This is a genomic window from Arthrobacter senegalensis, from assembly GCF_059091765.1.
On the sequence record NZ_JBNHGZ010000001.1, the window covers coordinates 626,323 to 640,715 of the forward strand.

14 protein-coding genes are annotated in these 14,393 nt (G+C 67.7%); 9 read left to right on the plus strand and 5 right to left on the minus strand.

Features of this window, described 5'->3' with window-relative positions:
- Nucleotides 1-415: 415 nt before the first annotated feature.
- Complete coding sequence (locus AC5RVG_RS02835; RefSeq protein WP_494012649.1) at nt 416-1,222, plus strand: hypothetical protein; 807 nt, start codon at nt 416-418, stop codon at nt 1,220-1,222.
- 55 nt (nt 1,223-1,277) lie between these two features.
- On the opposite strand, the gene guaB is transcribed toward AC5RVG_RS02835, so the two are convergent.
- The 3 genes from guaB to groES all read right to left on the minus strand — a co-directional run bounded on the left by guaB (nt 1,278) and on the right by groES (nt 5,071).
- Nucleotides 1,278-2,783: an IMP dehydrogenase gene (guaB, locus tag AC5RVG_RS02840; protein WP_494000392.1), complete on the minus strand. Its 1,506-nt coding sequence runs from the start codon at nt 2,781-2,783 to the stop codon at nt 1,278-1,280.
- Nucleotides 2,784-3,036: 253 nt separating this feature from the next.
- Nucleotides 3,037-4,641 (minus strand): chaperonin GroEL, encoded by a 1,605-nt coding sequence (groL, locus tag AC5RVG_RS02845; protein ID WP_494000393.1) that lies wholly within the window; start codon nt 4,639-4,641, stop codon nt 3,037-3,039.
- Between the two features lie 133 nt (nt 4,642-4,774).
- On the minus strand, nt 4,775-5,071 hold the full coding sequence (gene groES / locus AC5RVG_RS02850; protein ID WP_127511177.1) for a co-chaperone GroES: 297 nt from the start codon (nt 5,069-5,071) through the stop codon (nt 4,775-4,777).
- Nucleotides 5,072-5,415: 344 nt separating this feature from the next.
- Here groES and AC5RVG_RS02855 point away from each other — a divergent pair, with 344 nt between their 5' ends.
- From AC5RVG_RS02855 to AC5RVG_RS02870, 4 genes are read left to right on the plus strand one after another with little or no spacing between them, the layout of a single operon-like run.
- Nucleotides 5,416-6,366 carry a siderophore ABC transporter substrate-binding protein gene (locus AC5RVG_RS02855; RefSeq protein ID WP_494000394.1) on the plus strand — a complete coding sequence of 317 codons (951 nt, stop codon included), beginning with the start codon at nt 5,416-5,418 and terminating at the stop codon, nt 6,364-6,366.
- Between the two features lie 52 nt (nt 6,367-6,418).
- Entirely contained in the window at nt 6,419-7,447 is a 1,029-nt protein-coding gene (locus AC5RVG_RS02860) for an ABC transporter permease (protein WP_494000395.1), read from the plus strand.
- Nucleotides 7,440-8,447: an iron chelate uptake ABC transporter family permease subunit gene (locus tag AC5RVG_RS02865; protein WP_494000396.1), complete on the plus strand. Its 1,008-nt coding sequence runs from the start codon at nt 7,440-7,442 to the stop codon at nt 8,445-8,447. Before AC5RVG_RS02860 ends, AC5RVG_RS02865 begins: the two co-directional genes overlap by 8 nt.
- Nucleotides 8,444-9,202 (plus strand): iron ABC transporter ATP-binding protein, encoded by a 759-nt coding sequence (locus AC5RVG_RS02870; RefSeq protein ID WP_493979500.1) that lies wholly within the window; start codon nt 8,444-8,446, stop codon nt 9,200-9,202. The genes AC5RVG_RS02865 and AC5RVG_RS02870 overlap by 4 nt, the downstream gene beginning before the upstream one ends.
- Before the next feature lie 76 nt (nt 9,203-9,278).
- Here the strand turns inward: AC5RVG_RS02870 and AC5RVG_RS02875 are convergent, their stop codons facing one another.
- Nucleotides 9,279-9,878 carry a maleylpyruvate isomerase N-terminal domain-containing protein gene (locus AC5RVG_RS02875; protein WP_494012650.1) on the minus strand — a complete coding sequence of 200 codons (600 nt, stop codon included), beginning with the start codon at nt 9,876-9,878 and terminating at the stop codon, nt 9,279-9,281.
- Between the two features lie 85 nt (nt 9,879-9,963).
- Nucleotides 9,964-10,158 carry a hypothetical protein gene (locus tag AC5RVG_RS02880; RefSeq protein ID WP_494000398.1) on the minus strand — a complete coding sequence of 65 codons (195 nt, stop codon included), beginning with the start codon at nt 10,156-10,158 and terminating at the stop codon, nt 9,964-9,966.
- Between the two features lie 155 nt (nt 10,159-10,313).
- Here AC5RVG_RS02880 and AC5RVG_RS02885 point away from each other — a divergent pair, with 155 nt between their 5' ends.
- From AC5RVG_RS02885 to AC5RVG_RS02900, 4 genes are all read left to right on the plus strand, one after another.
- A complete protein-coding gene (locus AC5RVG_RS02885) occupies nt 10,314-11,576 on the plus strand; it encodes a THUMP-like domain-containing protein (RefSeq protein ID WP_494012651.1) in 1,263 nt (420 codons plus the stop codon).
- Between the two features lie 89 nt (nt 11,577-11,665).
- Nucleotides 11,666-12,814 (plus strand): glutamate--cysteine ligase, encoded by a 1,149-nt coding sequence (locus AC5RVG_RS02890; protein ID WP_494000400.1) that lies wholly within the window; start codon nt 11,666-11,668, stop codon nt 12,812-12,814.
- Nucleotides 12,815-12,900: 86 nt separating this feature from the next.
- On the plus strand, nt 12,901-13,107 hold the full coding sequence (locus tag AC5RVG_RS02895) for a hypothetical protein (protein ID WP_494012652.1): 207 nt from the start codon (nt 12,901-12,903) through the stop codon (nt 13,105-13,107).
- A gap of 135 nt (nt 13,108-13,242) precedes the next feature.
- Complete coding sequence (locus tag AC5RVG_RS02900) at nt 13,243-14,391, plus strand: zinc-dependent alcohol dehydrogenase (RefSeq protein ID WP_494012653.1); 1,149 nt, start codon at nt 13,243-13,245, stop codon at nt 14,389-14,391.
- Nucleotides 14,392-14,393: the final 2 nt, after the last annotated feature.

Sequence of the window (14,393 nt, forward strand, 5' to 3'; positions counted from 1 at the left end):
AACGCTTCACCTTGGAACGGGCAGGGACAGGACTTTCGCCGGCGTCTGGCGGACAGGGCGGACCCCTCGCGACGGCTGCACGGCTCTCCTGTTCCGACTGCTGGCGTCGTCCCGGCGCAGGCGGTACGCTCGACCTGCCACACGGCCGGCAAGCGCACCGCAGGCCCTCTCTCTTAACGGTTGCCGTGGGCCGGCCGCAGGCAGCCGGAGCGGGAAGTGGTCAGTCATGGGAGGAAGATTCCGGCGGTCCGTCGGGCGCATGCGACCGTTCGCAAGCGGCTTGGCGGCCACCCTGTGTTTTGGCGTCGCCGGGCTGGTCTGGTCCATGCCCTCCCTTCATGCGCGCCGGTTGCGGCGAGCCGCATCGTGCACCGTTTGCGCTTCCCACCAGCGGGTACGCGGTACCGCCCTCTTTGTGGTGGCGGCCCTCCTGGTCGCCGGAGCCGGAGCCCGCGTCCAGGAGGCGCTCTCCCCGCAGATCGTTTGCCACAGCCATATCACTGCCGACGGGCAGATCAAGCCCGAGCCGCGCCTGCAGATTTCACCGCCGGCCCCGTGGCGCATCACCCGCGATTTTCTGGTTGCCCCCATCAGCGGCGTCGGGGTCCTGACCGGGCGCAGCCTTGATATGGAAGCGTGCTCGGGACCGTCGCTGCTGGTCATGTTCTGGCACCCGCCGCGCACCAGCGGTGGCGGAACAATGCTCGGGGACGTGTTCGTTGCGTGGATGCCGCCGGTAGACCCGGCCGGTCCACTGAGCGTCAACGGATATGGCATTGCCGATGAAGGCCAGTATGTCCGCTACGGCCCGAACATCTCCCAGACCCGGACCGGGGACGAGGCCCTCGCCCGCCACGAGTCACGGCATGTTGACCAGTGGGCCATAGCCAATCTGCTCGCCGGCCCGTTCGCATTTCCGGCGGCGTACATCATCGACGGGGCGCTGTTCCCCTCCTCGCGCAACCACTTTGAGCGGGCCGCCGGATTGGCCGACGGGGCGTATCCGCCCGCGCCGGATAACTGGCCGGCGCCGCGCTGGCCTGACACCGCGGCCCTCGTGCTCATCGCGCTCCTGATCTTCCGACGCCGGCTCCGTTGGCTCACCCGCGCCGCGGTCGGCGGCCGCGCGCACGCCCGGACCCACGCGCCGAGGCGCTGTCCCGTCCATACGCGGGGCTGGTCGCGGCCGTTAAGCGGCGGCGAAAGACGTGCCGCTGGTTAACGCGAACGGCGCCGCTCCCCTGGTGCGGGGAACGGCGCCGTCGGCGACTGCGGGACTACCGCTTGTAGTTCGGTGCCTCCACGGTCATCATGATGTCGTGCGGGTGGGACTCCTTCAGCCCCGCCGCGGTGATCCGCACGAACTTGCCCTTGGCCTTCAGCTCGGCGATGTTGCGGGCACCGGTGTAGAACATGGTCTGGCGCAGGCCGCCGACCAACTGGTGCGCGACGGCCGAGAGCGGGCCGCGGTACGGCACCTGGCCTTCGATGCCCTCGGGGATCAGCTTCTCGTCGTCGGGCACGTCGGCCTGGAAGTAGCGGTCCTTGGAGTAGGAGGTGTTCTTCCCGCGCGTCTGCATGGCCCCCAGCGAGCCCATGCCGCGGTAGGCCTTGAACTGCTTGCCGTTGACGAACACCAGGTCCCCCGGGGATTCCGCGGCGCCGGCCAGGAGCGAGCCGAGCATCACCGTGTCCGCGCCGGCGACCAGGGCCTTGCCGATGTCGCCGGAGTGCTGCAGGCCGCCGTCGGCAATCACCGGGATGCCCGCCGGAATGGCCGCCTTGGCCGACTCGTAGATCGCCGTGATCTGCGGTACGCCAACGCCTGCCACCACGCGGGTGGTGCAGATGGAGCCCGGGCCCACGCCCACCTTGATGGCGTCGGCGCCGGCGTCGACCAGTGCCTGCGCGCCCTCGCGGGTGGCGGCCTGGCCGCCGATCACGTCCACGTGGGCCGCGGCCGGGTCCTTCTTCAGCCGGGCGATCATGTCCAGCACGCCCTGGCTGTGGCCGTTGGCGGTGTCCACCACGAGGACGTCCACGCCGGCCTCGATCATGGTCATCGAGCGCTCGTAGCCGTCGCCGAAGAAGCCCACAGCCGCGCCGACGCGGAGGCGGCCGTCGTCGTCCTTGGTGGCCAGCGGGTACTGCTCCGCCTTGTCGAAGTCCTTGACGGTGATCAGGCCCTGCAGCATGCCGGCGTCGTCCACCAGCGGGAGTTTTTCGATCCGGTTCTTGCCCAGCAGTTCGATGACTTCCGGGCGGCTGATGCCCACCTTGCCCGTGATCAGCGGCATGGAGGTCATCACCTCGTGCACCTTGGTGGTGGGATAGTCGGCGCGGGGCACGAAACGGGTGTCGCGGTTGGTGCAGATGCCCACCAGCTTGCCCTCGGAGTCCACCACGGGCAGTCCGGACACGCGGTAGTTGTAGCAAAGTTCGTCCAGTTCGGCCAGCGTGGCGTCCGGGGCGATGGTCACCGGGTTGGTGATCATGCCGGACTCGCTGCGCTTGACCCGGTCCACGTGCTCGGCCTGGTCCTGGATGGACAGGTTGCGGTGGATGACGCCCAGGCCGCCCTGGCGCGCCATGGCGATGGCCATCCGCGACTCCGTCACGGTATCCATGGCGGCGGAGAGGAGCGGGGTCTGGACCGTGATGCGGCGGGTCAGGCGGGAGCTGGTATCGGCCTCGGACGGAATCACATCCGTCGGGCCTGGCAGCAGGAGCACGTCGTCGTAGGTCAGACCCTCGAAAGCGAACGGATTGAATTCTTCGGACACTGCAGGGCCTTTCGAGCGATACCGGTGGCGGCCGCCGGTCACCGACAGCGGGGATCGGGTTCCGGGGTTGGTTACATCCTAAAACGATTCCGCCCTGCCCACTATTTCCCGCGGCAACCGATGTGGCGGAGCTAACGTGCGCGCCCGGCTCCGGGGCTTTCACCACCCCGGACCCCACGACGACGAAGGGGACCCTGCACTGGCAGGATCCCCTCCGGACGGGCGAAGCCCGACCAACAGCCGGCGGCGTGCGCTAGTGCTGGTGGTTGTGCCCGTCCTCTTCGGCCGGCTTCTCGACGACCAGGGTTTCGGTGGTCAGCACCAGTGCCGCGATCGAGGCCGCGTTGCGCAGCGCCGAGCGGGTCACCTTCACCGGGTCGATGATGCCCGCGGCGACGAGGTCCTCGTATTCGCCGGTGGCGGCGTTGAAGCCGTTGTTGAGCTCCATGTCGCCCACCTTGGAGACGACGACCATGCCCTCGTGGCCGGCGTTTTCGGCGATCCAGCGCAGCGGCTGGGCCAGCGCGCGGCGGACCAGGCCGACGGCGGTGGCTGCGTCGCCCTCAAGCGCCAGCACGTTCGGGTCGGTGTCCAGAGCCTGGGCGGCGTGCACCAGGGCGGTGCCGCCACCGGCCACGATGCCTTCTTCCAGGGCAGCCCGGGTGGAGGACACGGCGTCCTCGATCCGGTGCTTCTTCTCCTTCATTTCGACCTCGGTGGCAGCGCCGACCTTGATCACGCCGATGCCGCCGGACAGCTTGGCCAGCCGCTCCTGGAGCTTCTCGCGGTCCCAATCGGAATCGGTGCGCAGCACCTCCGCCTGCAGCTGGGACACGCGGTCGGCCACGTCGGCCTCGGAGCCGGCGCCGTCAACAATGGTGGTGTTGTCCTTGGTGACGGTGATGCGGCGTGCCGTGCCCAGCACCTCGAGGCCCACCTGGTCCAGCTTCAGGCCGAGGTCCGCGGACACGACCTGGGCGCCGGTGAGCACCGCGATGTCCTGCAGCATGGCCTTGCGGCGGTCGCCAAAGCCCGGCGCCTTCACGGCGGCAACGTTGAGGGTGCCGCGGATCTTGTTGACCACCAGGGTGGACAGGGCCTCGCCGTCGATGTCTTCGGCGATGATGAACAGCGGCTTGTTGGCCTGCAGCACCTTCTCCAGCAGCGGCAGGAACTCCTGCACCGTGGAGATCTTGCCCTGGGAGATCAGGATCAGCGCGTCCTCGAGGACTGCCTCCTGGCGCTCCTGGTCGGTGACGAAGTACTGCGACAGCAGGCCCTTGTCGAACTGCATGCCCTCGGTGAGCACCAGCTCGGTCTCCATGCTGGAGCCCTCTTCGATGGTGATGACGCCGTCCTTGCCCACCTTGTCGAAGGCTTCGGCCAGCAGTTTGCCGACCTCGGGGCTCTGGGCGGAGATGGTGGCGACCTCGGCGACCCTGCCTTCGACCTCGCGGGCATTCTCCAGCAGGCGGGCGGCAACGGCTTCGACCGCCACCTCGATGCCGTGCTTGAGGGCGCCGGGGGCGGCGCCGGCGGCCACGTTGCGGAGGCCTTCCTTCACCAGCGCCTGGGCCAGGACGGTAGCCGTGGTGGTGCCGTCACCGGCAACATCGTTGGTCTTGGTGGCGACTTCCTTGGCCAACTGCGCGCCGAGGTTCTCGTACGGGTCGTCGAGTTCCACCTCGCGGGCGATGGTCACGCCGTCGTTGGTGATGGTGGGGGCGCCCCACTTCTTGTCCAGGACCACGTTGCGGCCACGCGGACCGAGGGTGACCCGGACGGTATTGGCGAGCTTGTCGACGCCGGCTTCCAGCGCCTTGCGGGCGGCGTCGTTGAACTCCAACTGCTTTGCCATGAATTTGTTCCTTTCACGCAAAATGCCCCGGTTGCGCTGCTAGAGGAGGCAGCCGGGGCATTTCGGTTGTCCGTGATTCCGGCTGCGGGCGTCGACTGCGCGCGCCCGAGCCGCCGGACTCAGCTGATGGGCCTTACTTGGTGACGATGGCCAGCACGTCGCGGGCGGAGAGCACCAGGTACTCTTCCCCGCCGACCTTGACCTCGGTTCCGCCGTACTTCGAGTAGATGACGACGTCACCCTCGGCTACGTCAACGGGAACCCGGTTGCCATTGTCATCGACGCGGCCGGGGCCGATCGCGACAACTTTGCCTTCCTGCGGCTTTTCCTTGGCGGTGTCCGGAATGACCAGGCCGGAGGCCGTGGTCTGCTCTGCTTCGAGCGGCTGGACAACAATACGATCCTCAAGAGGCTTAATGGAGACCGACACTCGGCTCTCTCCTTTTCATGCGCTACGAATAGGTTGGCCAAGGAGATGTCTGCCGTCGTCGCGGTGCCGGCAGGCGGTTCCTTGTATTAGCACCCACACGGGGTGAGTGCTAACTGCGACTCTATGAGAAGGATTAGCACTCGGTCAAGGCGAGTGCCAGCGGCGGGCCCTCCGGTTTCCGCGGCCGCCGCCTATGTGACGAAGATCGGCTCCGCCGTCCACCGGCCAAGTTGCGTAAGGCTAACCTAACCCGGTAGCTTTCAAGCTGCGCGCAAATAGCAAACGTTTATGTTGCCTAATGCCGGTCCCCGCCCGGGACGGCGTTGACGAACAATGGAGAGTCAGTGAAAAAGCCCCTGAAGTCCGGCCTGGTGGCCATGACCGCAGCCGTTTCCATGCTCGCCCTGAGCGCCTGCGGCCAGCAGACCGACGCCGCGGCAGGCACCGGCGCCGAGACGATCAGCGTTGAGCACGCCTCCGGCACCACCGACGTGCCGGTGAACCCGGAGACGGTCTACACCTTCGATCTCGGGGTGCTGGACAGCCTCACCGCCCTGGGCGTCGAGGTCGACGGCGTCCCGGAGGCGGCCGTGTTCCCCGAATCGCTGGCGCAGTACGCCGGCGACGAATACACCAAGATCGGCTCCATGAAGGAACCCGACTTCGAGGCCATCAGCGAAGGCGCACCCGACCTGATCATCATCTCGGGCCGCACCGCCGAGGCCTACGGGGAGCTGAGCAAAATCGCCCCGACCATCGACCTGAGCGTGGACACCGCCGCTCCGATCGAGAGCTTCAAGGAAGTCTCCGCGACCCTCGGCGAGATCTTCGGCAAGGAAGCCGAAGTCGAAGAAAAGCTGGCGGCCATCGACACCCGGATCGAGGACACCAAGGCCGCAGCCGCCGACGCCGGCACCGGTTTGGTGCTGATGACGAGCGGCGGCGAGATGACGGCCTACGGCTCAGGGTCCCGCTTCGGCATCGTGCACGATGTCCTGGGCGTGCAGACCGCCGCGGATGTGAAGTCCGAGGGCCCGCACGGCGAGGCCATTTCGCACGAATTCGTCGCCGAGGCCAACCCGGACCACCTGTTCGTGATCGACCGCGACTCCGCCGTCGGCGAATCCGGGGAAGCCGCTGCGGCCGTCCTGGACAACGACCTGGTCAACGGCACCAGCGCCGCCAAGAACGACAGCATCACCTATTTGGACTCGGCCTCCTGGTACCTGGTGGGCTACGGCCTGAACAATACGGACGCCATGATCAGCGCCGTCCAGGCAGCCGTCACGAAGTAGCACCCGTACGGCCGCCGGCGTCCCGCCGGCGGCCTGCGCGGTGGCCCGACCCATGGCTTCCTCCACGATTTCCAGTCCGGCCCCGGCGGCAGCAGCCGCGGCGGGACGCTCCCGCGCCCGCGGATCCGGGTCCCAGCTCGCCTGGGCGGCCACCGCCGTCGTCGTCCTGGCCATTGCCAGCATGTTTGTGGGCGTCAGCGATGTGTCGCTGCCTGCCCTGCTGGCCGGTGACCAGAAGGCCTGGGACATTTTCTGGATCAGCCGGCTGCCACGCACCCTGTCGGTCATCCTGGCCGGCGCGGCGCTGGGGATTGCCGGGCTGATCATGCAGCTGATGGCGCGGAACAAATTCGTGGAGCCGTCCACCGTGGGCACCGTGGAGTCTGCCTCGCTGGGCATCCTGGTGGTCACGGTGGCGATCCCCGGTGCCACCCTGTTGGCCAAGATGTCCGTGGCGACCGTGTTCGCGGCCGCCGGGACCGGCCTGTTCCTGCTGGTGCTGCGCCGGATCCCGCTGCGCAACACGCTCATTGTGCCGCTGGTGGGGATCATGCTGGGCGGCGTCATCGCCGCGGTGACCACGTTCTTTGCCTACCGCTTTGACCTGCTGCAGACGCTGAACAGCTGGATGATCGGCGACTTCTCCGGTGTGCTCCGCGGCCGCTACGAGCTCCTCTGGATTGTCGCGCTGCTCGCGGTGATCGGCTACCTGTGCGCGGACCGCTTCACGATGGCCGGCATGGGGCAGGAATTTTCCACCAATCTGGGCCTGCACTACGGCCGGATCCTGACGCTCGGGCTGGTCATCGTCTCGCTGATCAGCGCCGTGGTGGTGGTCAACATCGGCGCCATTCCGTTCCTGGGGCTGGTGGTGCCCAACCTGGTGTCGCTGGCGTTCGGCGACAGCGCCCGCCGCGCGGTTCCCTGGGTTGCGGTCTTCGGTGCGGGCTTTGTGCTGCTGTGCGACATCATCGGCCGCACCATCCGCTACCCCTACGAAATCCCGGTGGGCGTGATCGTCTCCGCCGTCGGCAGCGCCGTCTTCCTCTACCTGCTGCTGAGGACCCGCAAGAATGGCTGATTCGGTACTTCCCGCCGCCCTGACGCAGCGCAAGCGCCGCACCCTCACCACGGTCCGGCCGCGGACCTGGATCATCCTGCTGGGCCTGCTGACGGCCGCCCTCGTGGCGGTGTTCATGACCATCGACCTGCGCGGCAACCTCGGCTACATCCTGCCCCGGCGTGCCATCAAAGTCGGTTCGATGCTGCTGGTGGCGTACGCCGTGGGCGTGTCCACGGTGTTGTTCCAGACGGTGACCGCCAACCGGATTTTGACTCCGTCGATCATGGGCTTCGATGCCCTCTACATGCTGATCCAGACCGGGCTGACCTTCGCGATCGGCGGGCAGGCGCTGCTGAGCCTGGGCGCGCCGGTGCGCTTCGTGATCGAAGTGATGCTGATGGTGGGCTTCTCCTTCCTGATCTACCGCTGGCTGTTCACCGGCGGCGGCAAGAGCCTGCACCTGATGCTGCTGGTGGGCATCGTGTTCGGGACCATGTTCCGCGGCATCTCCTCGCTGCTGCAGCGGCTGATCGACCCGAGCGAATTCATCATCCTGCAGGACCTTTTCTTCGCCAGCTTCAACAACGTGGACGGCGTGCTGCTGGCCGTGTCCGCGCTGGCCGTGGCCGCGGCCACCGTCCCGGTCTGGCGGATGCGCCGGCAGTTGGACGTGCTGGCGCTGGGCCGGGACACGGCGCTGAACCTGGGCGTTGACCACCGGCGGGCCGTCACCACCGTCCTGATGCTCTGCGCCATCCTGGTGGCCGTATCCACCGCACTGGTGGGACCGATCACGTTCTTTGGCCTGCTGGTGGCCAGCCTGGCCTACCTGCTGTGCTCGCACTTCCGGCACGTGTACGTGCTGCCCATCGCCGTGCTGCTGGGCGCCATCGCCCTGGTCGGCGGCCAGCTGGTCCTCGAGCAGGTGTTCAGTTTCGATACCGCGCTGAGCATCGTCATTGAATTCGCCGGCGGCATCCTGTTCATCGCCCTGCTGCTGAAAGGCTCCATCAAATGATCCACGTCTCCGGAGTCTCCAAGACCTACGGCACGCAGACCGTGGTGGACGACGTCAGCTGCTACATCAAGGACGGCGGCATCACCTCGATCATCGGGCCGAACGGCGCCGGCAAGTCCACGCTGCTGTCCATGGTCTCCCGGCTGCTGCCCATGGACGCCGGGGCGGTGACCATCGACGGGCTCGACGTCGGCAAGACCGCGGGCAAGGAACTGGCCCGCAAGATGGCCATCCTGCGCCAGGACAACCAGCTGACCGTCCGCCTGACCGTACGGGACCTGGTGGGCTTCGGCCGTTTCCCGCACAACAACGGTCGGCCGGGCCCGGCCGACCTCGTCCAGATCGAGCAGGCGCTGGCGTACCTGGACCTGACGTCGATGGCGGACAAGTTCGTGGACGAACTCTCCGGCGGCCAGCGGCAGCGGGCGTTCATCGCCATGGTGCTGGCCCAGGACACCGATTACCTGCTGCTGGACGAACCGCTGAACAACCTGGACATGAAGCACTCGGTGGAGATGATGCGGCTGCTGCGCCGGCTGACCGACGAGCTGGGCAAGACCGTGGTGCTGGTCATCCACGACATCAACTTCGCGTCCTGCTACTCGGACTCGATCATCGCCATGCGCTCCGGCCGCCTCGTGCACCAGGGCCCTCCGGCGCAGATCATGCAGCCGGACGTGCTGCGCGACGTGTACGACATCGACATCCGCATCGAGGAGATCGAGGGCAACAGGATCGGCGTCTACTTCGCCTGACGCCGGACGGCGGAGTTGTTGCCGCCACGGGGCCCCGGCCTGCGAGGCTGGCAGGGCCGGCAGGGCCGGCACGGCGTCAGACCACGGAGAAATCGCCGGGCAGCATGGTCCGCCCGGTCAGGGCCAGCAGCACCTGCGCCCCGTCGCCGCGTTCGGCGGCAATCTCCATGGCCAGCCGCCCGGCTTCCAGCTCCACGCTGCGCGGCAGCTCCGCCACCAGGCCGCAGGCCCGGGACAGGTCGAGCGTGTGCACCGCAAGTTCGAAGATCCGGGTGGGCAGGTAGTCGCTGAAGCGCATCCCGCCGGCGGCCGTCTCGATAACCCGGTCCTCGGTCAGCGGCAGCGTGTTTTCCAGCTGGGCCAGCAGCCGGTCCACCATGTCCACTGGGTGCGGGCCCAACTCCTTGCCGGCTGCCACGGCCCGTTCGGTGACGCCGGGATCATTGGCCAGTCCGGTGGCCAGGTAATAGTCCGCGGCCGATTCCACCTGGACAGTCTTGGCGGGGCGCCCCAGGTAGGTCAGCACCGTGGACAGCGCCCGGCTGGTATGTCCGGCGAGCGTCCGGACGCTCCAGTCGTCCAGCCCGGGTGCGTTCCATGCGGTCGGCGGCACGTTTGCCAGCACCTCGCGGAAGTACCGGCCCGCGGACAGGAACGTTGCCGCCGATTCGATCATGCGCCCATGCTACGGCCGGCAGGCGGCCGCGACCAGCGTCCCCTTCGTCCTAACCGGTCCGGCCCTGAATGACCGCAGGAGTCGTTCAGGCGAGGCGCCGCAGCTCCGGCTTCCAGCCCGGGGCAGGTGCAGCGACGCCTGCGGCGACGTCATCCCAGAGGGCCTGCCAGCCCCGGTGTGCCCTGTTGCCGGCTTCGATCAGCTCGCCAAGTTCCGCTTCAATCTCGGCTTGGCAAGCGTCTGTATCAATGTCGTACCCGTCGATGGATGTGGACATCATGCACGCCTCCTCACAGTAAGCTTCCTTACCGACCCTACGGAGTCCCAGCATATCCCGCCATGGGGAGAACTACCCATCGCCGCTTTAAAGGCACGAATCGGCCGGTCCGCTTGCCTGCGTCCACTGCCTGAATGCGCTGCACTAGGCTTGAAACCATGGCATCCGAGACCCACGCCGAGAGCATTGCACCGATTCTCACTCCGGAAGGCTGGGAGCTGCTGAATTCGCTCGGCCCCTATTCCGAAGCGGAGAGCCTGCACACCGGCACCGAGCTGCGCAAGGCCGGCCACTCCCCCGAACTAGTCTCAGCCGCCATGACACAGTCCCGCCTGCGTGCGAAGGCCAAGGCGAAGTTCGGTCCGTTCGCGGAGAAAATGCTGTTCACCCCGGCGGGGCTGGAACAGGCCACGCGGCTGAACATCGCGGCCCTGCACGCGCGGCGGTTCCAGGCCGCCGGGGTGGAGCACGTCGCGGACCTGGGCTGTGGAATCGGCGCAGACGCCATGGCGCTGGCCAGCCTGGACCGCAGGGTCACCGCCGTCGAACGGGACGAGACCACCGCCGCGGTGGCCACCATCAACCTGATGCCGTGGCCGACCGCGACCGTGGTCAATGCCGATGCGGAGGGACTGGACCTCACCGGGATCGACGGCGTGTGGCTGGACCCGGCGCGGCGGACGACGACGGCCTCGGGCACCACCCGGATCTTCGACCCGGAGGCGTTTTCTCCGCCGCTGTCCTTCGTGGAGAGGCTGGCTGACCGGGGAATGCCGGTCGGGGTCAAGCTCGGCCCGGGGATTCCCCATGAGGCGCTGCCCGACAACTGCGAGGCCCAATGGGTATCCGTCGACGGCGACGTGGTCGAGGCGGCGCTGTGGTTCAACCGGCTGGCGCGGCCGGGCATCCGGCGGGCGGCATTGGTCACCGGAGCCGGCGGCACCGCCGAGCTGACCAGCGCCGTCGGCTACGACCCGGCCAACCAGGACGTGGCGATCGGACCGGCGGCGGGGTACCTGTACGAGCCCGACGGCGCCGTGATCCGCGCCGGGCTGGTGGCCGACCTGGCCCGCGGGCTGGGCGGGCACCTGTTGGATGAGCACATCGCCTACATCTGCGCCCCGCAGCTGCAGCCATCGCCGTTCGCCCGGGCGTACCGGGTGCTGGAGGTCAAGCCGTACAACGTCAAGAAGCTCAAGGCCTGGGTGAAGGCGAGCCGGATCGGCACGCTGGAGATCAAGAAGCGCGGCACGTCGGTTGCACCGGACGAGCTGCGCAAGACCCTGTTGACCGGTTCCGGCAAGGGGCCGAACAAGGCGACCCTGGTGCTGACGAGGGTCGGCGAGGACCGGATCGCCATCGTCGTCGAGCCCGTTCCCGCCGCCGGCGCCCGCAGCCGCGAGCGCAGCGCCAGGCCCTGACGCACTAGAATCAAGCTGTGTCTGGCCCCGCGGCCCCAGCAGACGCATACCTCCGGCGGCAGCCGGTCCAGCCAAAGACGGAGCAACGTTTGTACATCGATTTCGCACGGTCCGCCCAATCCTCCCTCGGGGTTGAGTGGGAGCTGGCGCTGGTGGATGCCCAGACCGGCGAACTGGTCTCGGTGGCCGAGCAGGTGCTGGACGCCGTCCGCGCCGGGCATCCGGAGCTGCGGGACGATGACGAGCACCCGCATGTGAAGCAAGAGCTGCTGCTGAACACCGTGGAGCTGGTCACCGGCGTCTGCAACACCGTCCGCGAGGCCAAAGCGGACCTGAGCAGCGCCCTGGCGGCCGTCCGCGACGTCACCGACCCGATGGGGGTGGAGCTTTTCTGCGCGGGCAGCCATCCGTTTGCCGCGCCGCGGTTGCAGCCGGTCACCGACAAGGAACGGTACGCCAAGCTGATCGACCGTACCCAGTGGTGGGGGCACCAGATGGTGATTTACGGCGTGCACGTGCACGTAGGCCTGGACCACCGGGACAAGGCCCTGCCGGTGTTGGACGGGCTCGTCAACTATTTCCCGCACTTCCAGGCAATCTCCGCCTCCTCCCCCTTCTGGGCGGGAGAGGACACCGGCTACGCCTCGCAGCGCGCGCTGATGTTCCAGCAGCTGCCCACCGCCGGGCTGCCGTTCCAGTTCCCCAGCTGGGCGGTGTACGAGGATTACGTCGAGGACATGTTCACCACCGGGGTGATCGACACGATCAGCGAGATCCGCTGGGACATCCGGCCGGTTCCCGCGCTGGGCACCATCGAGATGCGGGTGTGCGACGGGCTGTCCACCCTGCAGGACGTCGGGGCCGTGGCCGCGCTGACGCAGTGCCTGGTGGACGAGTTCTCCACCGCGCTGGACAACGGCTGGGCGATCCCCACCATGCCGCCGTGGCACGTGCAGGAGAACAAGTGGCGTGCCGCCCGCTACGGCATGGACGCCATCATCATCCTCAACGCCGCCGGCAAGGAAATGCCGGTCACGGAGCACCTGCGCGAACACGTGCTGAACCGGCTGGAACCGGTCGCCCGAAAGCTTGGCTGCAGCGACGAACTGGCAGACGTGGAGAAGATCCTCGAAGCCGGCGCCGGCTACCAGCGCCAGCGCAGGGTTGCCGCGGAACACGGCGGCGACCTGCGCGCCGTCGTCCTCGACGTGGTCAGCCAGCTTCGCGGGAGCAACTGAGAGCCGGAAACCGGTCCCGTTTGGTCCCGAACAGGCGTAGGCTCTGCCCCAGGGAATACAGAGCCGGATGCGGGAAAGGGCTGGGCATGGCCGGGGACAAGCACGCTGACGACGAGGCGCTGTACCAGGCGGACGCCCCGGATCCGGAGCAGGACTCCGACGCGCCGCCGCATGCCGGCTCGGCCGGGCTGGAAGCCGCCATCGAACCGGACGTCGACCGCGGGCCCGAGGACCGGGCGGAAGACGGGGACAAGGAACCAACCTCCCCGCGGGAACCGGAAAAGGGCGCCTAGGACCGGGCACGCCCGTCTCCGGCAACACGGTCTCCCGGGCGCGGGCCTCCCGGACGCCTGAGGGCCTTGACCGTTGCTTGCCGGGCGTGTGAAGCTTGCGGGCACTCGACTATCCGCTTCCCCCAGGAGGCACCGATGAGAGCCATGGTGTACCGCGGGCCCTACAAGACCCGGGTAGAAGAAAAAGACATTCCCGCCATTGAACACCCCAACGATGCCATAGTCCGGGTGACGCTGGCCGGTATCTGCGGCTCGGACCTGCACCTTTACCACGGCATGATGCCCGATACCCGGGTCGGGATGACCTTCGGCCACGAGTTCATCGGCGTGGTCCACGAGGTGGGGCCGTCGGTCCGGAACCTCGCACCCGGCGACCGGGTCATGGTGCCGTTCAACGTGTACTGCGGTTCCTGTTACTTCTGCGCGCGGGGCCTGTACTCCAACTGCCACAACGTGAATCCGAATGCCACGGCGGTGGGCGCCATCTACGGCTACTCCCACACCTGCGGAGGCTACGACGGCGGCCAGGCCGAATACGTCCGGGTGCCCTTCGCCGACGTCGGCCCCGCCCTGATCCCGGACTGGATGGACGACGAGGACGCCGTGATGCTCACCGACGCCCTGCCCACCGGCTACTTCGGGGCGCAGCTGGGCGACATCGTCGAAGGCGACACCGTGGTGGTGTTCGGGGCCGGACCGGTGGGGTTGTTTGCCGCAAAGTCCGCCTGGCTCATGGGAGCAGGGCGCGTGATCGTCATCGACCACCTGGAGTACCGGCTGGAGATGGCCCGTTCCTTCGCGCAGGCGGAGACCTACAACTTCGTCGAGCATGACGACATCGTGGTGCACCTGAAGAAGGTAACGGATGACCTGGGAGCGGACGTGGCGATCGACGCCGTGGGCGCCGAGGCGGACGGCAACCTGACCCAGCACCTCACCTCCGCCAAGTTCAAGCTGCAGGGCGGCTCGCCCGTCGCCCTGAACTGGGCCATCGATTCGGTCCGCAAGGGCGGGACCGTTTCCGTGATGGGCGCCTACGGTCCGATGTTCAGCGCGGTGAAGTTCGGGGACGCCCTGAACAAAGGGTTGACGCTGCGGATGAATCAGTGCCCGGTCAAGCGCCAGTGGCCGCGGCTGTTCGAGCACATCCGCAACGGTTACCTAAAACCCAACGACATCGTTACCCACCGCATACCGCTGGAGCATATCTCCGACGGTTATCACATTTTCTCGTCGAAACTCGATGGCTGCATCAAGCCGCTCATCGTGCCCGATGCCGGCTAGGA

Excerpts from the sequence above, each read along its gene's own strand:
- groL (WP_494000393.1), bottom strand. The coding sequence starts at position 4,641 with ATGGCAAAGCAGTTGGAGTTCAACGACGCCGCCCGCAAGGCGCTGGAA.
- AC5RVG_RS02860 (WP_494000395.1), top strand. The coding sequence starts at position 6,419 with ATGGCTTCCTCCACGATTTCCAGTCCGGCCCCGGCGGCAGCAGCCGCG.
- AC5RVG_RS02865 (WP_494000396.1), top strand. The coding sequence starts at position 7,440 with ATGGCTGATTCGGTACTTCCCGCCGCCCTGACGCAGCGCAAGCGCCGC.
- AC5RVG_RS02870 (WP_493979500.1), top strand. The coding sequence starts at position 8,444 with ATGATCCACGTCTCCGGAGTCTCCAAGACCTACGGCACGCAGACCGTG.
- AC5RVG_RS02875 (WP_494012650.1), bottom strand. The coding sequence starts at position 9,878 with ATGATCGAATCGGCGGCAACGTTCCTGTCCGCGGGCCGGTACTTCCGC.
- AC5RVG_RS02880 (WP_494000398.1), bottom strand. The coding sequence starts at position 10,158 with ATGATGTCCACATCCATCGACGGGTACGACATTGATACAGACGCTTGC.
- AC5RVG_RS02885 (WP_494012651.1), top strand. The coding sequence starts at position 10,314 with ATGGCATCCGAGACCCACGCCGAGAGCATTGCACCGATTCTCACTCCG.
- AC5RVG_RS02895 (WP_494012652.1), top strand. The coding sequence starts at position 12,901 with ATGGCCGGGGACAAGCACGCTGACGACGAGGCGCTGTACCAGGCGGAC.
- AC5RVG_RS02900 (WP_494012653.1), top strand. The coding sequence starts at position 13,243 with ATGAGAGCCATGGTGTACCGCGGGCCCTACAAGACCCGGGTAGAAGAA.